The sequence below is a fragment of the uncultured Nitratireductor sp. genome (assembly GCF_913053745.1).
Taxonomy (GTDB): Bacteria; Pseudomonadota; Alphaproteobacteria; order Rhizobiales; family Rhizobiaceae; genus Nitratireductor.
The window spans coordinates 22,624-46,856 of sequence record NZ_CAJXGF010000003.1 but is presented as its reverse complement, the minus strand read 5'-3'; the positions used below and the strand labels follow the sequence as shown (position 1 = coordinate 46,856).

Below are 24,233 nucleotides of genomic sequence, written 5' to 3'. Positions count from 1 at the left end.
TGCCTCAGTGTCCCCGCGACGCGGTTATACGCGCCCACAAAGGGGTGTCGTATTCCCGCGGGAGCGCCGCCTCGCCCGTTACCCATTTGAAAAGTTGCGTGTCCGGGATGTCCAGGATGGCCTCGAGCTGATCCATTTCTTCATCTGTCAGCCGGTCGATCTCGGCATCGGCGAAACCGCCGAGCACAAGGTCCATCTCGCGCGTTCCCCGTCTCCAGGAGCGCACAAGCGCACGGCGACGGCGCGGGTCTAGATCGTGGCTGGAGCGGGTGGTGCCTGTCATGGTTTCGCCTTCGTGGTATGCGGCGTCGATCGCCCGGGCGGATATAGCGTGTGCATGAGCGTCTGTCAGCCTTGCGTCGTCGAATTTGCGCTTTAATCATGACATCATGCGCCCTTCGCTTCTCGATCCCCTATTCGCCCCGGTGACCGCCCTCGACGGTGTGGGCGCGAAGCTTGCCGATCTTCTCGCGAATATCGTCCCGGGGGACGCGTCTGGCCGCGCCTTGCGGGTCGGCGACCTGCTGTTCGTACTCCCCCATTCACTTATAGATCGGCGAAACCGCCCCGGCATCGCCAACGCCCAGGAAGGCGGCATCGTTACACTGGACGTCACCGTGGGGCGCCACCATCCCACACCGCCCGGCCGCAAGAATGTCCCCTACCGGGTCTTCGCCTTCGACGAAACCGGCGAGATCTCCCTCACCTTCTTCCACGCACGCGCGCCGTGGATCGAGAAAATTCTCCCGGAAGGCGGGCAGGTTCTGGTGAGCGGCCGGATGGAGTGGTTCAACGGTCGTGCATCGATGGTGCATCCCGATTTCATCGTGCCGGCAGCCGAAGCGCATACATTGCCGACGCTCGAGCCGGTCTATCCACTGACGGCCGGCCTTTCGTCGAAAATCCTGCGCCGCGCCATTGCACAATCGCTGGAGCGGCTGCCGAACCTGCCGGAATGGCAGGACGAAACATTCATTTCGCGAAACAGGCTGCCGTCATTTTCACATGCGTTGCATAGGCTCCACGACCCTGAAACGCCCGAGGACGTTCAGCCTGAAAGCCCGTTTTGGCGACGCATCGCCTATGACGAATTTCTGGCCGGACAGCTTTCGCTTGCGCTGGTGCGCGCGAAGGTAAAACGCCTCTCGGGTCGCCCTCTGATCGGCGATGGCCGCTTCGAACATAAGATCCGAACCGCCCTGCCCTATAAGTTGACGGGCGCGCAAGAGAACGCGGTGCGCGACATACATGCCGATCTCGCAAGTTCGGAGCGCATGGTGCGTCTTCTTCAGGGAGATGTCGGCGCAGGCAAGACCGTCGTGGCATTGCTCGCCATGGCCCGTGCCGCCGAGGCGCAAGGTCAGTCGGCCCTTATGGCTCCGACGGAAATTCTCGCCCGCCAACACGCAGCGACAATAACCCCCTTGGCAGAGGCCGCCGGTCTCAGTGTCGCGGTCCTGACAGGGCGTGAGAAAGGCAAGGAGCGCCAGCGCATTCTCGACCAGATCGCCTCTGGGGTCGTCGATTTCGTGATCGGAACCCATGCCCTTTTTCAAGAAAGCGTGCAATTCGCGGATCTTTCTCTTGCAGTGGTCGACGAGCAGCACCGCTTCGGCGTGCATCAGAGACTGGCGATAACCGCCAAGGGCAACGCTCCGGACATGCTTGTCATGACAGCAACCCCGATCCCGCGCACTCTCGTGCTCTCGGCGTTTGGCGACATGGATGTATCGCGCCTGACCGAAAAGCCGGCTGGACGTCAACCGATCCGTACGGTGACGCTACCGGTGGAACGTTTGCCGCAACTGGTAGAACGGCTGAGAACAGCGCTTTCAGAGGGGCAGAAAGTCTATTGGATCTGCCCGCTCGTCGAAGAATCCGAACAGCTCGAACTGATGTCGGCGGAGGATCGGCACGCTTCGCTTCAAAAGGTTTTCGGCGATGCCGCGGGACTTATCCATGGGCGCATGAAACCGATCGAGAAAGATGAAGCCATGCGTGCCTTCAAGACCGGCGAAACGCGAATTCTGGTCGGCACGACCGTGGTCGAGGTGGGCGTGGATGTGCCCGACGCGACGATCATCGTTATCGAACATGCAGAGCGTTTCGGTCTCGCACAGCTTCATCAGTTGCGCGGGCGCGTCGGGCGCGGCGAACTCGCCTCCTCCTGCGTGCTGGTCTACAAGGGGCCGCTCGGCCAGACCGCAACCCGGCGGCTGGAGGTGATGCGCGAAACGGAAGACGGGTTCGTCATTGCCGAAGAAGATCTCAAACTGCGTGGCGAAGGCGATCTTCTGGGCACGAAGCAATCCGGCACGCCGGGTTTTCGCGTCGCGCGGATCGAGGCACATGTCGATTTGCTGCAGGCCGCACGCGACGATGCTCGTCTGATTCTCTCACGCGACCCCGAACTTCAGACACAGCGTGGCCAGGCGCTCCGGCTGCTTCTCTACTTGTTCGGGCGCGACGAAGCGATACGCTTGTTGCGCGCGGGTTGACCCGTGTCAGGCATTGCCTCGGCTGCAAGCGCGGCCGTTTTTGCCTGGTATTCCGGCGCGACGAGCCCTGCGGATATGACAAGCTTTGCCCCTTCCTCCACGGTCATCTTGAGTTCGATGACATCCTTCTTGGGAACGAAGAGCAGATAACCGGATGTCGGATTCGGAGTCGTCGGCAGGAAAACAGCGATGGTTTGCCCCGCTTCATCACCAACTTCGGCCTGTACTTCGCCGCGTGTTTCGGTGGCGATGAACACGAGCGCCCATAATCCCTCGCGCGGATATTCGATGAGACCAACTTTCTTGAACGTATCGGAACGCTCCGAAAGCACGGTTTCCAGGATCTGCTTCAAACCACGATAGACACTGCGCACCAGCGGCATGCGTCCGAGTATGTTTTCGCCCGTGGCGATGATCGTTCGACCGATAAAGTTGGCGGTCAGAAAGCCGATCAGCGTGATCAGGACCAGGGCGACGATCAAGCCGAACCCTGGAATGGCGAACGGCAGATAATTGTCGGGATTGTAGCGGAAGGGGATGTAGGGTTTGACCCAGGAATCGACCCATCCGATCATCGACCAGGCCAGATAGGCCGTGATGGCGAGCGGTGCGGTGACAATGAAGCCCGTAAGGAAATAATTGCGCAAGCGAGTCATCATGATGCGGAAACGGGCCTCGAGTCTGGCAGTTTAACGAAAAGCAGCCCGGTGGACATTAAGCCACCAGGCTGAACAATAGAATAGGAATTCGGGCTGCCGTATGACAGCCCTTCTTTCGTTATTCGACCGTAACCGACTTCGCCAGATTGCGCGGCTGATCGACATCGGTGCCCATGATCACCGCGGTATGGTAGGCCAGCATCTGGATGGGAAGAGCGTATACGATGGGTGCGACGAATTCTGGTACGTCCGGCAGGACTATCGTCTCAAGTGTATCCAGCGTCGCGTTTCTCGCGCCCTTCTCATCCGTTACGAGGACGATACGCCCGCCGCGCGCCGCGACTTCCTGCATGTTGGAGACAGTCTTTTCGAAGATTCGGTCATGCGGAGCGATGACGATCACCGGCATCTGCTCGTCTATGAGCGCAATGGGCCCGTGTTTCAATTCGCCCGCGGCATAGCCCTCCGCGTGAATGTAGGAGATTTCCTTGAGCTTCAGTGCGCCTTCCAGCGCCAAGGGATAGTTCGTATCCCGACCGAGATACAGCACGTGACGAACGTGAGACAGCTCACGCGCGACCTTTTCGATGCCGGAGCTCAGCTTGAGCGCCTGGGAGGCATAACGGGGCGCTTCGGAAAGCTGGCGCACAAGCGCCTTCTCTTCCTCAGCAGAAATCGTCCCGCGCGCCTTCGCGGCTTTCAACGTCAAGGCAGCAAGAACGCTTAGCTGACAGGTGAAAGCCTTTGTTGAAGCAACACCGATTTCGGGCCCGGCCAGCGTCGGGAAAATGCCGTCGCTCTCGCGCGCAATGGTCGATTCACGAACGTTGACGATTGCGGTTATGGGAATGCCCTCACCACGGCAATAGCGCAAGGAAGCAAGCGTGTCGGCGGTCTCGCCCGATTGCGAGATGAAAAGCGCAGCACTGTTGTCCGGCAGTGGCATCTCGCGATACCGGAACTCGGAAGCAATATCGATGTCGACCGGCAGGCGCGCATAGCGCTCGAGCCAGTATTTTCCGATCAAACCGGCAAGATAGGCCGTTCCGCAGGCGGAGATCGCAAGGCGCTCGATCTTGGCGAAATCGAACGGCAGAGCGAAATCGGCAACCGTGCCACCGGCAAAATCGAGATAATGGGCGAGCGTGTGAGAGATCATTTCCGGCTGTTCATGGATTTCCTTCTCCATAAAATGCCGGTGATTGCCCTTGTCGACCAGAAGGCTGGTGCCGACCGACTGTTGGCGCGCGCGCTCCACCGGCTGGCCCGCCATGTCGAAAATTTCCATGCCACCCCGGCGCACCGCCACCCAGTCGCCGTCTTCCAGATAGGTGATCGCATTGGTGAAGGGCGCAAGCGCAATGGCGTCGGAGCCAAGATACATCTCGCCATCGCCATGCCCCACGGCGAGCGGCGGACCGTTGCGGGCGCCGACGATCAGATCCTCTTCGCCGCGAAACATAATCGCCAGCGCAAAAGCACCGCGCAATCGCTTCAGTGCTTCGAAGGCCGCGTCCTGTGCAGAAGCACCGTTCTTCAGTTCCCTTGCCACCAGATGCGCAACCACTTCCGTATCGGTTTGCGAAGAAAAAACGACACCATCGGCTTTCAACTCGTCGCGCAGTTCGGAGAAATTCTCGATAATGCCGTTGTGAACGACGGCGACATCCTCGGCGAAATGCGGATGCGCATTGGCTTCGTTGGGCACACCATGGGTTGCCCAGCGCGTGTGGCCGATGCCGATCGTTCCGCCGAGGGGATCGTCGCCAAGCCGCCTTTCGAGATTGACAAGCTTTCCCTCGGCACGGCGGCGGTCGAGCTTTCCTTTATCCAGCGTCGCGACACCTGCCGAATCGTATCCGCGATACTCAAGCCGTTTCAAAGCGTCGACGATAAGCGGCGCCACCGGCGCTTGTCCGACAATGCCTACAATTCCACACATATGGCTGTCTCAGCCTCCCACCAAACAGTCGAACCCCGATTTACGCGGATGTTCTAGAACGCTCAAGAAACGGATGAAAATCAACAAGTCTTTCAGTTCATATCAGGCATGTTCCACTGTCGAAGGCGCCTTAATGTCACGGTTAGCCGCGCCGCGCCTTGAGGACTGCCAGGCGCTCGCGCAAACGTTTTCCGAGGCCCTCGCGATTGGACTGGCGGGCGCGTCCGAAAGCGAGCGCATCTGCGGGCACCGATTCCGTGATGACACTGCCTGACGCCACATAAGCGCCCGCGCCGATGGTTACGGGAGCCACCAGTGACGAATTCGTTCCCACAAACGCCTCCGGCTCGATGTCGGTGAAATGTTTGGAGAAGCCGTCATAATTGCAGGTGATGGTGCCCGCGCCGAGATTGGCCTTCGCACCAATGCGCGCGTCTCCCACATAGGATAGATGCGGAATCTTGGCCCCCGGTTCGACAAGCGTCTTCTTGATTTCGACGAAATTACCGACCTTGGCACCATCCATGATTTCGGCGCCCGGACGCAGCCGCGCGAACGGGCCAATGGACGCTCCGGCGTCGACACGCGCCTCCTCAATGTGGCAGTTGGCTTTCAGCGTCACGTTCTCGCCAATCGTCACCCCCGGTCCGAAGAAGACATCGGGTTCAATAACGGTATCGCGGCCGACCGATGTATCGTGCGAAAAGTAAACCGTGTGCGGCGCGATCATGGTCACACCATCGAGCATCATGGCGTGGCGACGGCGTTCTTGCCAGATCGCCTCTGCACTCGCCAGTTCGGCACGATTGTTGATGCCGAGCGCGCTTTCGTAGTCGGCTTCGATTGCCCGGACCGTCAGTCCACGCCCGGTCGCGATCTGGACAATGTCAGTCAGGTAATATTCGCCCTTGGCGTTGTCGTTCCCAATAGAATCGAGAAGTTCAAGCGCCCGCCCCCCGGAAATGCCCATGGCGCCGCCATTGCAAAAGGTGATCTTGCGCTCCTCATCGGAGCAGTCCTTCTCCTCACGGATCGCGACCAGCGCCTCGCCGTCCTCAATCAGCCGCCCGTAGCCTGCGGGACGATCGGTCCGAAAGCCCATGACGACAATGTCGGAACCGTCGGCCAATCGCGCGCGCAGGGCCCGAAGGGCTTCGCGCGAAATGAGCGGGGTATCGCCAAAGGTCACGAGAACATCGTCATATCCACGTGCGATGGCCGGCCGCGCGGCAAGCACGGCATGTCCCGTTCCCAATCGTTGGGCCTGAACGAACGTTTCGGCACCCGGTGCAAAACTTTCCGCCGCTTTCGATACGGCTTCAGCGCCATGGCCCACGATCAGCGCCTTGTCACCGGAGCCTGCCTCGTCGAGCGCACGCGTCACATGGCCAAGCATTTCGAGCCCTGCGATCTTGTGCAGCACCTTCGGCGTGGCGCTTTTCATCCGCGTCCCCTCGCCGGCTGCGAGAATGACGGAAAGGCAGGTGCGTTCGCTCATGGGCTGAATCCGTTGTGCTTGGGACGATTCGCTTTCTCTTAGCATCCCGCCCAGGCGACACCAATGCACTGTCAGCCGAGTTTGCCCAGTGCAGGAAAAGTTTCAAGAAGCCAGAAGGCCATGGATTGCATACCGCCAGTCAGAAAGAGAATCCCAGCCAGCACCAGAAAGCCGCCCATAACCTTTTCCACCCGGCCGAGATGCATGCGGAAGCGGGCGAGGAAGCGCATGAAACTGCCGGAAAACAATGCAGCCAGGAGAAATGGAACACCAAGCCCCAGCGAATAAATGGCGAGCAGCAATGCGCCGTCCCCTACCGTATCGCGGCCGCCGGCAAGGGTGAGGATCGGGCCCAAAACGGGCCCGATGCACGGTGTCCAACCGAAAGCGAAGGCAAGCCCCATAATATAGGCACCCAGTTTGGTGGCCGGTTTGCCGCCGGCCTGGAAACGCGCCTCGCGCGACAGGAAAGGCATGCGCACAACGCCAAGGAAATTAAGCCCCATCACGATTATGACGACACCGGCGAGAATGGCGAGTTCCTGCTGCCAGGCGCGCAGCACGCCACCCACGCTGGACGCGCCGGCTCCCAACAGCACGAATACGGTCGTGAAGCCGAGCACAAATGAGAACGATGCCGCGAAAAGCGCAAACCGCGTTTTAGTGCCGGACGAAATTTCAGTTCCGCTTGCGCCTTCGCCGCGGAATTGTTCGACCGACACACCTGCCATGTAACACAGATAGGGAGGAACCAGCGGCAGGACGCATGGAGACAGAAATGACAACGCTCCGGCACCCGCGGCGCTTAAATATCCGACGTCAATCGCCATGCTTCATCTCAAACATAAAATCACGAAACCCGCGCGCTTCTCGAAGAACGTTCCCTATAAGCAGAGGTACGGGCACACGCCAATCACCTTTCCGTGGCATACCGTCGCGATTGAGCAGCCAGTCACCACTGGCAGCATACTGGTAAATACACTCACAACAGGAGATTTCGAGAAAGTCGGTGGTGAGCGCGCAGGGGCTCGAACCCTGGACCTACTGATTAAAAGTCTGCATGAAAATAAGGAAAAACAATATCTTACAGAGGGGCGCTAAAGTTTTTCCGCAAACCCGTTTCAGAGTGAGTCGCTTAATCAGGCTGCCAGCTCGTTCTCTCTACGGCCCGCAGGATCCTGTCAACCTTCTCGCCCTGGTTGGCAATGCGCTCCTCGATGCGGATCACGCGCGCGGCGATGTCCTGGCGATCGCTTTCCACGGCGGCCAGGCGCGCGCTCAGGCGCATGTCTTCCTGCTCGCGCAGCGTCTTGTTGATCTGCTGTTCGCGCTCGAGCGCCGAAAGACGGTTGTCGAACTTGAACCAGCCACCCATGACGCCGGCGAGCACGACCAGAATCGTGATGATGTTGCCAATCGACAAGCGGCTGTCGAACCACTGCCGCTTTTGCTTTTCTACCGTTTCCTGCCCCATGCCGCCGCCGCCTTTTCGATTGAGCTTTTGACAGTGTGCCCGCCCATGTAGAGGCCCATATAGATGCCGGTCAGGGTCAGAAGCGTTCCCATGTCCAGGATAAGCACCACATGCGCGGATGCGCCCATGAGCGCAAGCATGAGGTTGATCATCGGCACGATGATGGCCAGGAACAGCCAGAGCCCGGCAATCATCCACATGGTTGCCGGCCGCCAGCCCCACGTCCAGGTCGGCCCCTTGTCCATCTCGGCCAGTTGCAGCCGGTTGGCCTCGCGCTGTTGCTCCACCTGGGCGAAAATGAGATCGGGCATGACGTTGGCTTCAACGTCTAAAACGGCATCGTCCAGAGGCTCTTGAAGGCCATCCGTGCTCCTGCCGGCGGTGCGCCCCTGAACGGCGTCTATGACCTGTTCCGCCAGAGACCCGGCAAACTCCCCCGTGGGCTTGCCCAGATACTCGGTCAGCACGCGTTCCACCATCGGCGCGCCGACGCGCTTCGCGACCTCGAGCACGATCGGGATGGCGATTGCCGTGGCGCTCATTTCTTTGGGCTCCAGATCCGCCAGCAAACGAACACGATGCCGATCACCACAAGCGAGCCCAGGATCCACGCTGCCAGCCTGTCCGGGGCGTACGCCCCGCCGCCGATCCCGAAAGCGGCAAGAATGCCCGCAAGCAATCCTGCCTTCTCTGCGCCCTTGCGCGACTCAGGAGCGGGTTTCGAGGGCGTCGGCGGCTCCTGGGGTGTCGCAGGCTGCGTTTGCTCGCTGACGGGCTTCTGTGTGGATTCTCCACGATAACGCGCGCGCACCTCTTTGAGAACTTTGCGAACCGTATGGACGGAAACGGCTGCATGCTGGCCGTCATAGTGTCCCTTGCCGCGCGTCGTCGGCAGGCTCGCCCATTCGCGCGCCAGTGCATTGATCAGGCTGTCCTGGCTCATTCGGCCGACCAGGTAGCGGTCGATGCCACGGCCGCCCAGGAGAAAGCAGGCCATCCGGTCCTGCATTGCCCTGTTGAACCGTTCATCGCCGCGCAGTCCGAGTTTCTTGCGGATCTTGCGAAGCGTGGTCCGCACGATCTGGTAGCGGCCGAGCGCGGATGAATTCCATTTGTTTTTCGGGTGCGCAAGCATCGCCGTCTGCAAATGGTCGATTTCATCCAGCGTCATGGCGATCAGCTCGCGGTCGCCGCCCGTGTAAGCGCCATAAGCCAGCGTCTCGTTGTAGCCGCGCCCCTTGTCGGTGCCTTCTGTGTGGCCGATCAAATCCAGCAACGGGCGGTAGACGTAATATTGATCTGGCATGCAAGCCTCCTGTCGATCGACGGGAGGAGCTTAAGGCGGCGCAACGGGCGTCAAGTGGAATCGAGGGCACAGGTGCCGACTGACAGATGTGTCCAGCCTTTTGCGACGGGGCAGATCGGTGGTTTACGCGCAACCACGAAGACGCTATTTCGATCGCGCGCATCCAGAGGGGTTAGCCTTGAGCAAAGAACGATTGATCGGCCTGGATCTGATCCGGGGCCTGTGCGCCGTCTCGGTGATGGTCTATCACTATGCCTACTATTCCGGGCTCGGGAACTTCGCGGCCGCCGGTACTTATGCCGTCTACATTTTCTTTGTTCTCAGCGGTTTCACGCTTTTTTATGTGTATGGCGAGAAACCACTTTCATCGGAAAGCCTCAAAGACTTCTTTCTGGCGAGAGCGTTTCGCATCATGCCGCTATACACGGCGGTGGTGACATATCAGCTATTTTCCAACCCGATCACGTTCGACCGATTCAGTCAGTACCTGGTCAACGTCTCGCTGTTGTTCGGTCTCTCCAATCCGGGCACGACATCCATGACGCCAGGAGGTTGGAGCATAGGCATCGAAGCAGTGTTCTATCTGTTGTTCCCGGTTGTCCTGCTCTTTCGAAGCGTGAAGGCATTGGCGGCTCTCACCATTGCGACATTCATGCTGCATTTTATCTATGTCCATGCGATCTACTCAAACAAGGACATCGTATCTACCTGGTCGCCATACACGCAGGCGATCACGTTCCTTTGCTACTTTGTCGCCGGCGTGCTTGCCGCGCGGGTGTTTCACCTGTTGCCCAAGTTTGGCGGTTCCATCTGGCTTTCTCTGGCAACACTGCTGGCAATCGTTACACTCCCCCACCTCGCTGGATGGGATCGGGTGACGATAATTGCGGACTGGCCGTCAGCCCTGATGATCGCCTTGTCGATAGGCGTGGTGGTCCTGGGTGCCAGAGCGAGGATTACCGGAGCGGCCAGAAAAGTGGCGGTCTTCCTTGGTGATATCAGCTACTCGCTCTATCTCCTGCATCTGGTCGTGTTTTTCGAGCTCAAGCTACAATTGGGGGATGCCGACACGCTGACGCTTCTCGCCGCCAGCACGGCCGTCACTCTCGTACTTTCAAAGCTGCTATACACCTATTTCGAGACGCCGGCCCGCAGGCTTCGGCATGCAAGGTCACCTGTTCCAGCGTCACCTATGCGCCGACATCGACTGTAATCACGGATGAGGGTCCATCTCCAACCAGGTGCCCGACTTCATATCCTGTATCCGTATTGTGACTGATGTTCACATCGGCACTTGTCTTGTCGATCTTCGTGAAAGTAACTCCGGTGGCTGGAACGGCGGTATTCAGGTTCTCGATCGTAAACGCGCCAGCAATGCCGAAATGCGGGGTTTCCACCTTCGGAGAATAGTGAAGCGTGCCGATTGCAAGGGTGCTGTTTTCACGAACTGCGGCGCAGATACGCTTCTCCGTGATACCGCCCAGCCGCTCGAAATATGCCCGGCAGTTCGAAAGTTCCCTGATCGGGTCTGGTGGCAGTAGGGGCGTGGCAACGTCGCCGACTTCAGTCTTCATGCCCAAAATTTTGCATTCCCACGGATCTGCCGATGCCCCGTTGTTCACCTCGATACGAAAGAGGCTAGCGGATGAACCAATCGACTTTTCATAAAGCGTCGGCGTTGTAATGCTTGCTGAGACGTACCAGAATCCACCAGCAATCACGACGGGTTTCGGAAACCCGATGTTGTTCGCTTCACTTGGAGATCCGCCAGATCCGTAAAACACTTGCGCCTTGAGTTGCAGCACACTTGGCGGCTCGCCTATTCCCCATAGCTGTACCGTCAGCCGCTTGTCACAGAAGTTTACGAGCGCCTGCTCCCCGCGAAAATCCTGTTGCGGACCACTGAAATCAGACGGCGTGTTCGTAGTGATCTGCATTGCATAACGCGGCCGGTGTGGAAGCACCCGCGTGACTTTGATGTCATTCTCGACACGAGAGACATCAAAGTCCCCTCCGGACGCCCAGAACTTCCAGCGCTCTATCGTTAGCCTTCCGTTCTCCGTTATTCCCGGAAAACTCTCGCCACGATCCGCATGCTCGAAGCCTGCATTGTGCATCAGATTTTCGCCAGGCCTGATTTGACGGGCACTCAAGGCATTGATCATCGGATAGCCGGATATGAGCACCAGCTGGTTGGTCGCGGCTTCGAAGAATGATGACGAATGAATACTTTCTCCCACGCGAAACGTGATAATCGGGCCACGAGGCGTCTCGGCAACATAGGGCAAACCGGTCGGTCGGCTTGGAAGCTCCATCCAATTGTAGCCGCCAGTCACTTCATACACGCCACCGTTTGCAAACAGCGAGTCCGCTTCCTGGTCCCAAACGGCCATGCCGTTCTCGTCGCCTCCATCGCCGCCCCAATTCTCGCGGCGCGGGCAGATGAAGAATATCTTTCCCCATGCCGTCCAGAGGAACGGGCTATCGCCCACCGTCCTTGCACCGGCAACCGGTCCCTTGTTGCCAATGCCGCTGTCGTTCCACGCATTGCCGACCAGGCTCGTCATATCTGTCGAGGTGGCAGCCAGGAAGTTGCCTGCGCCGCGAGCATACAGAACCCACTTGGCCTCATCGTTGACCTGCGTCACCGCAATTTCGTCCGGCCCCTGTATCGACCACTCGCTTGTCGCGTCGGGCGGCGTATCCCAGTCAATCGTGACGGAAGCAACGCCACCAGCATAGTTGGCGATGCGGCGCGTTTGACCCGAACCTGTCCCGGCGGTGATTGTCAGGTTCATATTGACGAGGAGATCGTCGTTCGGCAGCCAGTTGCGGTTAATGTCGGCATCGTTGATCGTCATGCTAGATGCCGAACCGCCAATGGCAGTTCCGGAAGACGTGCCGTCAAACACCAGAGTTTCGGACCATGTGGCGCCGTTGTCCGTGGTGTAGATGGCCCAGATCTGCGGCCCCCAATAAGCATATGTGATCCAGCCATCAGTGTCGTGACCACCGGCAGACGCCGGATAGCGATACATTGGGCCGTAGGGAAAGCGGTTGGTGATCCCCATGGATACCGGCTGGGTCCAGGTGGAACCCTGGTTGTCGGAGTACATGAAATACCAGGTGCGCAACCCGCTTTCCACGACTGCAAGGATGAGACCGAAACGGCCTCCTCCCATCAATCCACCGGTCGTTCCCGATACTGCTTTGTCCGGATGCCCGTAGAGAGAACGGGCGTTGATCCATTGCCCGCCGCCGTCCTCGGATTGTTCATAGATAATCAGAACCCCGTCATGCGGCCCGTGCTGTGTGAGCAATCCGCGAATACGATGCAGCCGGTTCTCCTCCGCCGAATACCAGATCGGCCCGGATTGATTGGCCTGCCCGTCAAAGGCGGGGCTAACCATTACAGACCCGCCGGCAAACGGATGGTCCTTCTCGATTTTGGATTTGCGAATTGTCTTGGAGCCAACCTTGAATGTCAGATTGAAATACTGCGCACCGGTAGGCTCGGCCGACACCGCATAGATCTTTCCCATGCCGTTGATAGCTGCACCCGGATAGGCGGCTTCAAGCACAGCAAACTTCGCCGTGTCGTTCGTGCCCCCGTCTCCGACAGCACCAAACATGAGCGGATTCGGGTGTTTGTCCGCAACGTCATATCCAACGGTTGTTACGCCGTCATCGAGGGTGATCGTCAGGTGCCCGCTCGCTGCACCGTTCCTGGCATACTGCGTTCCGCCCAGGTCGCCCGCCGAGGCATAGCCGGCCGTTTCGATGAAATCAGGAGCCACTACCGGGCTATAGTTCGCCTCGGCGAAGGCCCAGGTGCTCTGCTTGCTCTGGACTGAAGATGCGGCCGCTACGGCTTCATCGCGTGCCGCCACGGCAGTTTCTGAGCTGGACACTGCAATGTCCCTGGCATCCTCGGCTTGCTGTGCATAGGCCTGCGCGTGTTCGATGTCCTCGACAGTGCCGCCGTCCACCATGTTTCCATCGTCGTCTGATTTCCAGAAATGGCCCTCCGGAAGCCTGGCAACGCGAACGCTATCGCTGCCATAGTCCATGCGCATGCTCTGGTCGACGTCGCGCCGCAGCTCCTCAAGCACGGTCCCCTGCTTTGAGAGCTCCTTTTCAAGCTGTTCGGTGGAAATTGCGCCGCCCTTCGTGACGGCCACCTGACGCTCATGCACGCGCACCGCGCGGACGATGAACTGCGTTTCCGAAGTGATGTTCTCGGCGAACCGCACCGTGAAATGATCGAACGGATCGTCGGATACCTTTGAAACAGTGACCGCCGCCTCGGCAAACAATGCCTGGCCGGCAGGTTTGGTCAACACCTCCACATCGGCCGTGTCGAATATCCGGAAGTCGAAGGGGCCATAATCGGCAACACCTGTTCCGACAAGTATGTCGGTTTCGCGGGTTTCTTTCGGATAGGGAAAGGGCGTGTCGGCCATCGTGTCACCTCGTGGGAAGATGGCCGATCATCGCCCGCGCGCGGGCGCGTCAATTGGCGGGCGGTGCACCGGAAAGCGCCGGCGCGCGATCGGGCGTCGATTCGCCCGGCCGCCAGAAATATTCCTGGCCGGTTGCCCGCCGCCAATATTGCTGCTGGCGCTTGAAAGCTTTTTGCGCCTCCGGATCCGCCAGCCAGGCGAGCTGATCGAAGATCGTGCGCTCTGCGGCAAGTTTCAGATACCAGATATTGCCGCCCGGCACGTTGCCTCTGGCAAAACGCACAAGCTCGCGGCCGAAATGGGTTTTCTCGCCGCTTGCCAGTTGCACCGCGTTGCCGGCTGTCAGGTTCCAAAAATCGTTTGCGCGGCCGACCAACGGCCCCGCCAGTGTGGTGGCAAAGCCACCGCCAAAGCGGTTGATGTCGGAAAACAGGAAATCGCCATAGATACCCAGGCCACCACCCTGCAGAAGCGCGGCACTCATGAAGGCGGGATCGGTCATGTCGCGCGGATCCCGGCCCGCGGCGATCTGTTTCAACTGGATCGACACCGCGCCGAGCGCCGCCGTGGTGAACAGCAGCGACCCGGCATAGGCCATGCCCGCCATACGGGTTTCCCGCTGTGCCAGAAGCCCGTGAACACGCGCGCCATGGAGCATCAACACCACGGAACCGAAGCTCTTGAACTGTCCGAACGATCGCAGCGCCTCGCCCCACAGCGTTCCGGGCTGGTTCTGGTCCACCAGCACGGTGCGCGATCGATGGCTGCCCGAGGGCACGGCATACTCGGTTTCCTGCAGGATCATTTCCAGATAGCGTTCGGCAAGCTGCGGGTTGATGCGCTCGGAGATCTCATTGGGGCGCAGCATGGCCGCCCCGTCGCGTCGATGCAGCGGGGCCTTGCGGATCAGATCCCATTCACGCGCGTTGAAGCCATAACGCTGGAACGTGTTGCGCAGGGCATCGGGCAGCTTGTCGAAGGCCACGGAGGCGCGCTTTCCCACTTCCGTCTGCACAGCCAGGCCGAAAGCGTGTTTTCCGGCCTGTGTCCAGGGCGTCAGGCCCGACCAGGTAAGAACGCGGTCGGCAATGTAGTTTGCCCATTCCGGCCCCTGCAACGTGCCCACATAGCGCGCCTGGCTCTGGAAAACGTGCTGCGCGGCGTCGAGGATCAACCCGGCTTCCACCGCCTCGCGCTTCGTTCCCGTGCCGAAGGATTTTACCAGGTCGGTCACAGCGCCCATTTGCGGCAACCCGGCATACTTGCGGGCCGCACGGGCGAAGCCGATATCGGAAAAGGCGGAAAGTGCCGCCTGGCCGAGCACGCTTGCCGTGATCAGCGAGCGCGCCGCGCCGAACACATTGGCGGCTTTCGTGCTTACGGGCGTGTTGAGCTCGCCCCGGATCGAGCCCCACACGGCATCGATGCGCCGTTCGATGCGTGCAGAACGGTCGATCGGGTCGCCATTGCCGGAGAATCTGGCCGGTTCGCCGGCGGCTTTCATTTCGGCTTCGCGGCGCACCGCCTGTTTCAGCCATTCCACTGTGCCCGAAGGGTTCGGCCCCAACACTTCCATGGCGGCAATATCGCGCGCCATCATGTTGATGTGCCCCATCATGGCAGCAAAGGGATCGCCCCCGCCGCCAAAATCGCGCTGATACTCCAGCCAGCCGTCGGCATCCTGAAAGATGAGAAAACGGTGTTCGGCCCGCTGGTTGGCAAGCGCCCCCTTGCCGAAGCGTTGCCGCGAGGGCTGGCGATCGTTCCATCCGTCCGTGGCAATGCTGTCCCAGATGTCGCCCAACAGGCCGTCCAGCTCGCGTTCGCTCACAGCCTGACCGGAAAGCGGATGGCGCATCTTCGCCACGTCGAGGCGCGGCCGGATATAGTCTTTCCAGGCCTGTTTCCCGGCCTTGCGCAGGGCGCGCGCATCGTGATGCTGCGGCAGGCCCCAGTTTTCCAGCTTGCCGATCGCGCCGCCGGCGGCGTTGAAGCGCTGTCGCAGCCATTCGTGCGTTTCCTCCCAGCTCTTGGCAAAGGCCTTGGCGGCAACATCGTCGGTATCCTGCCCAAAGGCTTCGCGGGTCACATTGTCGAGCTGGGCGCGGTTCCAGCGCGTTCTGTCGCCACCGAACGCGCCGCGCCGAAAATGAAACAATGCAGATACCATCCTGCTATGAGCCACCGCAACGATGGCCTTCTGGCGGCCGTCAACGGAGGACCAACCGACGGGCAAGTAATTCGTCTTGCCATGGTGTTCCAGGAGATCGAGGGCGGCATTCGCCACGTCCGGATGGCCTTTGACGTCACGATAGCTGCTGATCTGCGCCGCTATGCGGTTGATCGATTTGAGCGCCAGCCTGGCCTTGCGCTTCTGATGGTCGCTCTCCGCCTTAAGCAGCTCCTCGAGGGCACGTTTGGCTTCCGTGTCCGCCGTGGTCGAGGATCCGGTTTCATGGATGGCTTTCAATCGCTCGAAATCGGCTGCCAGCCGCTCTGCATCCTCCCGTCTCAGTTCGCCGCCGGCGACGGCATTTGCGAGGCATTCGTTGAATGTGGCCATGGTTACACCCTGCAGGCTTGCGCCACGCGCAAGAGATTGTCCTGGCGTTCGATACCGCCCAGGAGTTCGGCCGCCGGCACAAGGCCGTCATCGGTCGGAATGAGCATGTCGTCGGGGATCTCGGCAAAATCGCGCAGATCCGCATCGGCAGGGTCGAATTGACCTGGCGCGTCCAGCGCGTCCGGTTCCGGCACGGTGCCGCGCGCGTCGCTCGCCGCCAGCAAGTCATTGTCGCTCCATCCCGGCAACGGTTCGCCGGTACGGCCGGCGGCCTGCGGGTTGGACAGTTCCTCGTTCACAAGCACGCGCTCGAGCGCGTCGAACGGTTCTTCTCCCTCGTCGACAACGAGACGCGCCGCGCGCTCGAGGATGCCGTCATCCACCGCCGGGCCTGCCTGGCGCGCAATCGTCGCCACGGTCGATTCCAGACCGGCAAAAGCCGCGTCTTCCGCATTCTGCCGGTTTGCGCCCTGCCCGCCGCGGATCTCCGTATCGAGTTCGTTCAAAAGGTCCGCGACGGTCGAGCGCTGCACCGCCTCGGCCGGGCTCCCATAGAGATGGTCGAAATAGCCGGCCTCGGCGGCTGCCTCGCGCGCATAGTCGAGCGATTGCCCGCCTTCTTTGACCAGGCGTCCGCGAAACGGGCGCGCCACTTCGCCGGCCCCGACCGCCGCGAGCTCCCCGCGAAACTCTTCAACGCCGCCCCTGTCGATCAGAAAATCCACAAGGCTCGCCTCGGCCGTCCGGTCGCGGCCGGCCGTCGCGGCTGGCCCGGCAATGGCACGGGCCACGCGTTCAACCTGCTCCGGATCGGGCGAAAAGCCCGGCCAGGCGTCGAGGTCCGGCAGGTTGATCGCTTCATCGGCAGCCGCAATCGCCCTGTCGTGAGCGGTGGCACTTGCAGACGCTGGCCGTTGTTCATCGGCCAGGCGCACGCTCTCGGCGGCATCGAGCGCCCCCCGCGCCTCGGCCGGCAGTGCCTCGCGGATCTCGGCGAGGCTGTCGGCCGCGCGCAGCCCGTCATCGGCCAGGATGGCGCGTGCCGGTTCCGAAAGGCGTCCATCGCGCTCGCGCAGCGTGCCGGCCGCACGCTGGATATCGCGCGGCCGGACAAGACGCCGCACACCCTCCCCGGCCGCGCTCATGCCACCGCCCAGCACACCGCCGAACACGCCGGCAAACAGGACGTTGGAAATTGCCTGATCCAGCCCGCTATCGAGGCCGGCTTTCTTCCGCCAGGCCTGCACGCTCGGCTGGATCACGGCTTCGGTGCCGGCATTGATCAGCGCTTCCTTGCCGGCGATAGACAGAATGCGCCCCGCCGCCGTTCTCGCCGCGCTGGGTCCGGCCCCCAGACCGAGCGAAAGAAGCGTCACGGGATCGTAGAGCGAACCGGCCATTCCGCCGGCCAGCATCGCGCCCCAGCTCGAAACGCCGGGTCGAGACGCCATGAGTTGCCCCAGCCTTTCGTCCGCCTGGCGCGCGACGCGCGCGGCATCGTCGGCGATCGGCCGCCCCGCGCCGATTGCCTGACGCGCTTTCGGGATCTCCGCAAACCGTTCGTCGAGCGTGAACAGCTCCTGTTCGAAATCGGCCATATAGCGGTCGCGCAGGTCTTCCAGTGAATCCATATCCCGTTCGGTGCGGCCGAAGGCGTTGAACGGGTTTGGTATGGCCGGTCGCTCGATCTGAGCACGCCGCCATTCCGAGTCGGCCCTGCGCAGCGGATTGTCGATCTTCTGACCGGTTGCCGAATGGATGGCGCGAATGCGGTCCTCGAGGGCGCGGTCGAGCGCTTCATGCTGCGCATTGGCATTGTCGATGTAGAGCAGCGTGTCGCGGCCCGCGCCGGCGATGTCGGCAAGCGAGGCCACTCCACCGGCAAAGGTGGCGTGGCTCGGCCGCGCGGCTTCCTCGAGTATGATCGTCATCTCTCCAGCGCTCCAAGAAAGTCAGCCGCCCCGCGCTGTGTCGGCCGAGACGGCCGGCCGGTTTCGAGGGCTTTCAGATCGAGCAGCCAGAAATCGCCATCCTCGCCGATAACCCATTGCGGATCCCAGCCGTTCGGTTCGCCCAGGGCAACGCGATATCTGCCGTCGCCCACGGTCACGAGGCGCGCCTGGCGCAATTGCCTTGCCGTCACCGGCACGCCGTTGGCGGAGCGGATCGGCGGCAGGCGTGAAAGGTCGCCTTCTGTTATCCCGCCGATCAGCCGCTGCGGCGTCTCTGCCGCCATGCCCGGCGGCACCACGATCGGGAAATCGTTCACCTGGCCGAGCCCGCCGGTGCGCTCGCCGCCCACCGTTGCACCGCCAAGGGCACGATCCAGCGCGCGCTGCCAGGCCTGCCCGGCGGGCGCGTCCGGATCGTCGATCTTCGCAGGGTCGAATCCCATCATGTTCGCATCGCGCTCGAAAATGAGCTGCGCCGTGGAAAGCGTGGCCGATCGGGTGCGATCGAGGAACGAGAGCGCCCCTGCAAAGGTCGGTCCCGCCGCTGCCGCAAACTTGCTGGCTGTGGGCAGTTTCGCCTTGTAAATGCCCTGCGCCTTGGCGGAAAGCGCAGCCGAAACGTCCTGCGCGACGCTCATGTCGCCGGTTGCGACAGCCACGCCGGCAGCGTGGGCAAGCGGCGGCGCGTCCTCGGAGATCTCCGCAAGCACGGTCGGCGCACGCTCGCCGAACACGTCGCGCAGCGCCACCACAAAATCGGGAAAGCCTTCCGGGTTCTCCGCAAGGCTTCGCGCCAGCGCCGCGCGCTCGCCGGGCCGCAGAACCTCGAGCGGCCGGTTATACCGGCGTGCGATGCCCTCCATCTGGTTACGCCGCAGGGTCAGGCTTTCGCGCAGACCATCCGGCGAAGACGTGTCGATCGGCTCCAGGCGGGTCCGGCCGGTCGCCACCTCATAGCCCACGGCATCTTTCGCCACCATTTCCTCGAGCTCGGCAATCCGGCCTTCGCCATAGGTCACCGCCGCCAGGTCGGAGGCATCGGGATTTTTGCCGAGGCTGGCGCGCATCTCCGCCACATGGGCGCGCGCCTCCGGCAGGGTGCGGTCGCGGATCACCTCTGCCGTGTCGAGGATCTTCAATGTGGTGTCGACGATTTCCGGCCCGTCCGGCGCAGTGTTGGCGTCGAGTTGCAGTTTCGCCAGCGCATCCGGATCCGCCACAAAACCCTGTTCGACGCGTTGGGTCAGCTTCGCGCCGCGTTCGGCCAGGTCTTTCGCCGCCTGAGTTTCCGCGCGCTGTTTCTGCTCGGCCAGGTTTTCCAGCTGGCCGTCCAGTTTCGACCAGGCCTCGCCATCGATGCCGGTAAGTTTGCCCGCGCCGTAGTCCTTGCGCATGGTCTCGCGCAATACGGTCACGCCTTCGGCATCGAGGCCCGCCGCCTGGTGAAGATAGAACCCGGACGCCGTGCGCCCCTGCGAACGCCGTTTCGCCGTTCCTGCGGCATTCTGGTCAATAATGCCGTGCGAAACGGCCGCGTCGTAATGATCGTCGAGCGCCGCCTGGGTGCGCTGCAATGCGGCAACCGTTGCCGGGTTTTCCGGATCCAGCGCCGCAAGCGCCCGGTTCTGGCTTTCCTCGAGTTCGGTGGTGCGTTCGAGATAGGCAGTGCGGTTGTCCGCTTCGCGCTTCTGTTCAAGCCGCTTCTGTGCCTGCATCACATAGGTGCCGGCTCCCCGATCGAAGGCCATTTCGTAATCGGCGCGGATCTCGTCGAAGACATGATTCTGGATCTGCTCGCCCTTGAGCGCTTCAAACGCATCCGCCATCGTCGCCGGATCGTCCTTGAACCGCTCGTAAACCTGTGCCTGGGTTTGCTGCATCTCGACATCGAGCGCCTGCAAATAGGTCTTGGTCCCGGCGGCGTCATAGGCCCGGCCATAGATCGTATCGCTTCCGGTTGGCCGGAACGTTCCGCCCTTCACAACGATCTTGGGTGCCTGCACCTCCGGTGCGACGGTTTCGGGCGCAGGCCCGCCGGTCGGTGCGGCAGTCCCCTGACCGGCAAACCGCAACAGGCTGTCCTGATAGGTGGCAATGTGTCTGGGCCGATTGTGGTTGAACGCCGCCCAGGTCGGCGAAAGGGCGGACAGGATCTTGCCGTCGAGCCCGCCCGTTTGCAGATCGCCCAGCAGGTCGCGGCCCGTGTTCCTCTGATAGTCCTGTTGTGCCAGTTGCCAGGCGCGCCGGTCCTGATTGACGGGCGAAAAGTCGCCGCCGCCCATCCGGTTCCATGTGGTCTGCGTAAACTGATAGCGGCCTGCGGCGGAGCTCTTGCCGTGAGGCCCATCTTCCATGATACCGGGATGTCGCGAAAGATCGTCGAAAAGCGCGCCGCCTTTCGGCGTATAGCGCACATTGTAGCGACCACCGCTTTCACCGCCGGCAATCGCATTGAGAAAGGCACGGCCCTCCGGCGGCAGATCCTCGGCAATCGGATCGTTGGTCTTGAACGGTTGTCCCGGTGCAATGCGCGTGCTGGCGGCAGCGCCGCCCTCCACGGAAATCGAAGGGCGGTTTTCGAGAGCGTCCATCTGGCCGGCCAGACGCCCGGCAGCTTCGGCGCGGCGGTCGTTGCGCGCGCCCTGGGCGGTGCCCATGCGGAAAAACGCCTGCGCAACCTTTTCCTCGAGCTCGCCACCCGAACGCGCGACGCCTAATAGGCCCTCGGCGAGAACCGGACTGGCCTTGAACTGCCGATAGGAAACCGGCTGCCGGCGCTTGTTTGCCATGAATCACTCCTTCATCGATCGGCGACGGCAGGACGGCCTATGCCGGGCGGCGTCGCATCGGATAGCGGCCGGCCATGCGGCTGAAACCGGAAGCCGCACCGGCCAGCCCGCCAAGAACGCCGGCACGCATGGCGCGCTTGCCCATCTGGCGATAGCTGCTCGCGCGCTCCTGCAATCTGCTCAATCGGCTCATGGTCGTGCCCGCATCCGTGGTGAGGCCCAGATCGGTTTCGCGAAACACGTCCTGGCGCGCCTGGCGGGCGGAACCGAAGGAAAGATCGACGCCCGATGCCGCATAAGCGGTGTCCATCTCGCCGATCGCGTCCGCTGCCGCTGCCTTCAACGAGGTGCGCCGGTCGATGTTCTGAAGGATCTCGAGCGGCTGTTCGCGCTCGGCGTCGATCGCCGCCAGCTCCATCTGTTCCTGTTGCGCGCTTCCGGCGGCGATGGATGACACGAGACCGAGCACGGTCGCGCCGCCCTCGAGGATGGTGCCGATCGTCGACGCCGTGCTGACGGCGGAGCCTGCCGCCGTTGCCGCACCGGTTGCAGCTGCGCCGCCCCCGCCGCCGAAAAGGCCGGCAACTCCGAGAAAAAGTTCCATCTAAAGTGCCTCCTCAACCTTGTAATCGCGCACGCGCAGGCGGCCGGGTTTCGTCTGGGTGATGACAACCGTGGTGCCCACCTTCGATCCGAGAAGGCCCGAAACGCTGAATTTTCCGGTTTTCGGCGGCATGGGCTGGTCGGCAATGTCGGCCGCGTTGAGCAAGGGCACATCGCGCGGTTCCAGGCCATTCGCGCCCACCGCTACCGATGTGGTGTCGATCAGGTTAAGGTGAACCACGGGGATGCGGCCGGGCCGCTCAATGATCGAATCGTCTCGCAGAACGCGATAAAACGGCATCGATTCATAGACGGGCGGCGTCCAGAGACCCACTTTCACCGCACCTTGATAGGCATCGCCCAGGTTGATCTTGCCACCGGCGACGGTAAATGGCCCGAGCACATAGCCCTCGGCCACGGCCCAGACCTGCCGGCCCTCATGCAGGGTCAAACCGTCCACCTGCCCGGCAAGGTCGCAGGTGGATTCGACAATGGCATGCAGAAAGGCGGTGCGGTCGTGGCGCTCATGGCGCAGCACGCCATCGCGTTCGACACAAAGGCGAAGCCGGTTGCGCGCATCCACCTCGATTTCGCGCACAAGCCCGCCGTCGGGCGAGATCCATTCGCAGAGACCGAGAATCTCCTCGGATTTGATGACCTGCGCTGCGACCAGGCGGCCGTCCTTTCGCAGCGCCCATTTCTTCGAAGCGTCCGAATCTGCCGCGCTGCGCTGACGTTTGGTGCGCATCACGCCCTTGACCAGGTGGCTCGCCAACAGGCTTTCGGGCACGGCATCGTAGCTTGTCAGAAGTTCGTCGTAGGACAGCGAAAGGATCTGGTGACCGTCCAGATCGTCGTCATCGTCATTGTAGCCGATATAGTAGATCTTCTTCTCGAGCTCGATCGGCTCGGTATAGGGCACGATGCCGGTTGCCGCCGTCAATGTGAAATTGAGCGGTTCGCCCGCCTTGATGGTGCGGTTCGGTGCGAAATAGACGGACTGATCTGTGAACACGAGTAGATAAGTGCTGTCATAGACGGCCAGCACACGCTCGGCAGATTCGCCACCGCGCAGTTTGTCGAGGCGTGCGCGATTGTCGCCGGCACCTTCGATGTTCAGATCGAAGTATTCGGCCGGCCGTGACAATGACAATGCGCTGCGCTCGGCATTTATGTCGAAATACCCGAGCCGATCCTGCACCAGCGCTGCGCCGCCAAACGATCCCCGGGAAGCAGAGAAAAGCGGCTCATATTCCGTTTCGCCGATTTCGAGGTGGGCCGACAAGGCAGAGACGCGTGCGTCGCTCAATATCTGCGCATCAAGCTGATACTCATTGCCGGAAGATGCCCCACCGAACGTAATTGTAAGTTCGATATGGCCTTCTTCAAACGATTGCGTAAACACTTCGGCGCTGCACGTCACGCCGCCGTCGATCGACGGAAGATCGTTCAGGGCCGTGGCGATGTTTATGGCCACTGTCGGCCAGTCGATGCTGTTCTCGCGAACGCGGTTTCCGAGCGCATCGACCCCTACGATTGTGGGGGTATCCTCGCCATCGACGCTCAACCCCATATGGATGAAAATTGCGGTGCTGTCGCCCGGCCGTGAATAGCGGATTGTTATCGTCCACTTGTCTGCCGTTTTCGGGTACACGCCCCCGAGATCCACACGCGGTACGTTGACGATAGGCCAGCCGTCGATCAGCCATTCCGAGGCCGACCCCGCGCGGCGCACTCGGATGTTCTGGGACATGGTTCGATGAAAGATCCCGATCGTCGCGTTTTCCGCATAGAACCCAAGCTCGGGAAGCCGATCCAGGGTGATGTCCGGCAGATAGACCCCGGCAACGAATGCATCGTCCAGATAGATGTCGAGCCATTTTTCCGTCGCAGCGACGAAATAGCGATCGCCCGAATCGTGCCGCAGGCTCTCGTAACGCGGGCGGTCCTGTATGCCCGTTTCCGCCAGAACCTTGATACCGGTCGCGGTCGCGGTCGCGCTTGCTGAGAATGTCGCGCGAATGCGCACCTGAGAGACGCCGGCGATACCTGTGCCCGGCGCCACGGCAAATGTCCGCTCGATGGCCGCCGTGGAAAACGGAAGTGCCGATCCGATCCGGGTCCACTGCCCGCCGGCGAAAACCTCGCAGAATACACTATGCGTTCCGCTGCTGGCGGAGACGGCATCGATATGAACGGCAGCAACGGCCCCGCTGACATTGCCGCTCCATATCGTGGCCGTACCGGTGTGGGGCCCCGGCGTGGCCGATGTTCCGGAAAGCGCGAGGTTTTCGAGGCGCGCGCGCACCGGCCCGTTATCCACCGTTCCGCCCATGTCCTGAAAGCCGGATTGCGGAACTGGCTCCACATGCTTGAAGCGCAGGCCGCCGGAATAATACTGGCGGATATCGAGACGCCCGGCGAGCGCGCGGTCGAGCTCGCCGGCATTGGCGCTGTATCGGGGCTCGGCGGGACGTGCGACCATG

Annotated in this window: 16 protein-coding genes and 1 tRNA gene; 2 read left to right on the top strand and 15 right to left on the bottom strand. The window is 61.5% G+C overall.

Annotated elements, in window-relative coordinates:
* Positions 1-4 precede the first annotated feature (4 nt).
* Positions 5-283, bottom strand: a complete 279-nt coding sequence (locus QZ638_RS01265) for a succinate dehydrogenase assembly factor 2 (protein WP_295805962.1) — start codon at positions 281-283, stop codon at positions 5-7.
* Positions 284-389: 106 nt separating this feature from the next.
* Between QZ638_RS01265 and recG the strand changes: the two genes are divergently transcribed.
* Positions 390-2,498, top strand: a complete 2,109-nt coding sequence (gene recG / locus QZ638_RS01260) for an ATP-dependent DNA helicase RecG (RefSeq protein WP_295805960.1) — start codon at positions 390-392, stop codon at positions 2,496-2,498.
* Here recG and QZ638_RS01255 read toward each other — a convergent pair.
* The 8 genes from QZ638_RS01255 to QZ638_RS01220 form a co-directional block, all read right to left on the bottom strand.
* A complete protein-coding gene (locus tag QZ638_RS01255) occupies positions 2,450-3,154 on the bottom strand; it encodes a DUF502 domain-containing protein (RefSeq protein WP_295806004.1) in 705 nt (234 codons plus the stop codon). The genes recG and QZ638_RS01255 overlap by 49 nt on opposite strands.
* 121 nt (positions 3,155-3,275) lie before the next feature.
* Positions 3,276-5,099 carry a glutamine--fructose-6-phosphate transaminase (isomerizing) gene (glmS, locus tag QZ638_RS01250; RefSeq protein WP_295805958.1) on the bottom strand — a complete coding sequence of 608 codons (1,824 nt, stop codon included), beginning with the start codon at positions 5,097-5,099 and terminating at the stop codon, positions 3,276-3,278.
* A 142-nt stretch (positions 5,100-5,241) separates the two neighbouring features.
* Entirely contained in the window at positions 5,242-6,597 is a 1,356-nt protein-coding gene (glmU, locus tag QZ638_RS01245) for a bifunctional UDP-N-acetylglucosamine diphosphorylase/glucosamine-1-phosphate N-acetyltransferase GlmU (RefSeq protein WP_295805957.1), read from the bottom strand.
* A gap of 71 nt (positions 6,598-6,668) precedes the next feature.
* On the bottom strand, positions 6,669-7,427 hold the full coding sequence (locus QZ638_RS01240; RefSeq protein WP_295805956.1) for a cytochrome c biogenesis CcdA family protein: 759 nt from the start codon (positions 7,425-7,427) through the stop codon (positions 6,669-6,671).
* A 180-nt stretch (positions 7,428-7,607) separates the two neighbouring features.
* Positions 7,608-7,767: transfer RNA gene (locus tag QZ638_RS01235), tRNA-Ser, on the bottom strand.
* On the bottom strand, positions 7,733-8,071 hold the full coding sequence (locus QZ638_RS01230; protein ID WP_295805955.1) for a hypothetical protein: 339 nt from the start codon (positions 8,069-8,071) through the stop codon (positions 7,733-7,735). Before QZ638_RS01230 ends, QZ638_RS01235 begins: the two co-directional genes overlap by 35 nt.
* On the bottom strand, positions 8,053-8,613 hold the full coding sequence (locus QZ638_RS01225) for a 3TM-type holin (RefSeq protein ID WP_295805954.1): 561 nt from the start codon (positions 8,611-8,613) through the stop codon (positions 8,053-8,055). Before QZ638_RS01225 ends, QZ638_RS01230 begins: the two co-directional genes overlap by 19 nt.
* A complete protein-coding gene (locus QZ638_RS01220; protein WP_295805951.1) occupies positions 8,610-9,377 on the bottom strand; it encodes a hypothetical protein in 768 nt (255 codons plus the stop codon). The genes QZ638_RS01225 and QZ638_RS01220 overlap by 4 nt, the downstream gene beginning before the upstream one ends.
* Positions 9,378-9,495: 118 nt before the next feature.
* Between QZ638_RS01220 and QZ638_RS01215 the strand changes: the two genes are divergently transcribed.
* Positions 9,496-10,590, top strand: a complete 1,095-nt coding sequence (locus QZ638_RS01215; protein WP_295805949.1) for an acyltransferase — start codon at positions 9,496-9,498, stop codon at positions 10,588-10,590.
* Here QZ638_RS01215 and QZ638_RS01210 read toward each other — a convergent pair.
* The 6 genes from QZ638_RS01210 to QZ638_RS01185 are packed head-to-tail and all read right to left on the bottom strand — an operon-like array spanning position 10,568 to position 24,232.
* Complete coding sequence (locus tag QZ638_RS01210; protein ID WP_295805947.1) at positions 10,568-13,840, bottom strand: hypothetical protein; 3,273 nt, start codon at positions 13,838-13,840, stop codon at positions 10,568-10,570. The two genes, QZ638_RS01215 and QZ638_RS01210, sit on opposite strands and share 23 nt — an antisense overlap.
* Positions 13,841-13,889: 49 nt before the next feature.
* Positions 13,890-16,403: a hypothetical protein gene (locus QZ638_RS01205; protein WP_295805945.1), complete on the bottom strand. Its 2,514-nt coding sequence runs from the start codon at positions 16,401-16,403 to the stop codon at positions 13,890-13,892.
* Between the two features lie 2 nt (positions 16,404-16,405).
* Entirely contained in the window at positions 16,406-18,334 is a 1,929-nt protein-coding gene (locus tag QZ638_RS01200) for a hypothetical protein (RefSeq protein WP_295805942.1), read from the bottom strand.
* Positions 18,331-21,144, bottom strand: coding sequence for a hypothetical protein (locus QZ638_RS01195; protein WP_295805941.1), 2,814 nt, complete (start codon positions 21,142-21,144; stop codon positions 18,331-18,333). The genes QZ638_RS01200 and QZ638_RS01195 overlap by 4 nt, the downstream gene beginning before the upstream one ends.
* A 37-nt stretch (positions 21,145-21,181) precedes the next feature.
* The gene (locus tag QZ638_RS01190) at positions 21,182-21,748 is read right to left on the bottom strand and encodes a hypothetical protein (RefSeq protein ID WP_295805938.1); all 567 of its coding nucleotides are present in this window, start codon (positions 21,746-21,748) and stop codon (positions 21,182-21,184) included.
* Positions 21,749-24,232, bottom strand: a complete 2,484-nt coding sequence (locus QZ638_RS01185; protein ID WP_295805936.1) for a hypothetical protein — start codon at positions 24,230-24,232, stop codon at positions 21,749-21,751.
* Between the last annotated feature and the right edge of the window lies 1 nt (position 24,233).

Excerpts from the sequence above, each read along its gene's own strand:
- QZ638_RS01265 (WP_295805962.1), bottom strand. The coding sequence starts at position 283 with ATGACAGGCACCACCCGCTCCAGCCACGATCTAGACCCGCGCCGTCGC.
- recG (WP_295805960.1), top strand. The coding sequence starts at position 390 with ATGCGCCCTTCGCTTCTCGATCCCCTATTCGCCCCGGTGACCGCCCTC.
- QZ638_RS01255 (WP_295806004.1), bottom strand. The coding sequence starts at position 3,154 with ATGACTCGCTTGCGCAATTATTTCCTTACGGGCTTCATTGTCACCGCA.
- glmS (WP_295805958.1), bottom strand. The coding sequence starts at position 5,099 with ATGTGTGGAATTGTAGGCATTGTCGGACAAGCGCCGGTGGCGCCGCTT.
- glmU (WP_295805957.1), bottom strand. The coding sequence starts at position 6,597 with ATGAGCGAACGCACCTGCCTTTCCGTCATTCTCGCAGCCGGCGAGGGG.
- QZ638_RS01240 (WP_295805956.1), bottom strand. The coding sequence starts at position 7,427 with ATGGCGATTGACGTCGGATATTTAAGCGCCGCGGGTGCCGGAGCGTTG.
- QZ638_RS01230 (WP_295805955.1), bottom strand. The coding sequence starts at position 8,071 with ATGGGGCAGGAAACGGTAGAAAAGCAAAAGCGGCAGTGGTTCGACAGC.
- QZ638_RS01225 (WP_295805954.1), bottom strand. The coding sequence starts at position 8,613 with ATGAGCGCCACGGCAATCGCCATCCCGATCGTGCTCGAGGTCGCGAAG.
- QZ638_RS01220 (WP_295805951.1), bottom strand. The coding sequence starts at position 9,377 with ATGCCAGATCAATATTACGTCTACCGCCCGTTGCTGGATTTGATCGGC.
- QZ638_RS01210 (WP_295805947.1), bottom strand. The coding sequence starts at position 13,840 with ATGGCCGACACGCCCTTTCCCTATCCGAAAGAAACCCGCGAAACCGAC.
- QZ638_RS01205 (WP_295805945.1), bottom strand. The coding sequence starts at position 16,403 with ATGGCCACATTCAACGAATGCCTCGCAAATGCCGTCGCCGGCGGCGAA.
- QZ638_RS01200 (WP_295805942.1), bottom strand. The coding sequence starts at position 18,334 with ATGACGATCATACTCGAGGAAGCCGCGCGGCCGAGCCACGCCACCTTT.
- QZ638_RS01195 (WP_295805941.1), bottom strand. The coding sequence starts at position 21,144 with ATGGCAAACAAGCGCCGGCAGCCGGTTTCCTATCGGCAGTTCAAGGCC.
- QZ638_RS01190 (WP_295805938.1), bottom strand. The coding sequence starts at position 21,748 with ATGGAACTTTTTCTCGGAGTTGCCGGCCTTTTCGGCGGCGGGGGCGGC.
- QZ638_RS01185 (WP_295805936.1), bottom strand. The coding sequence starts at position 24,232 with ATGGTCGCACGTCCCGCCGAGCCCCGATACAGCGCCAATGCCGGCGAG.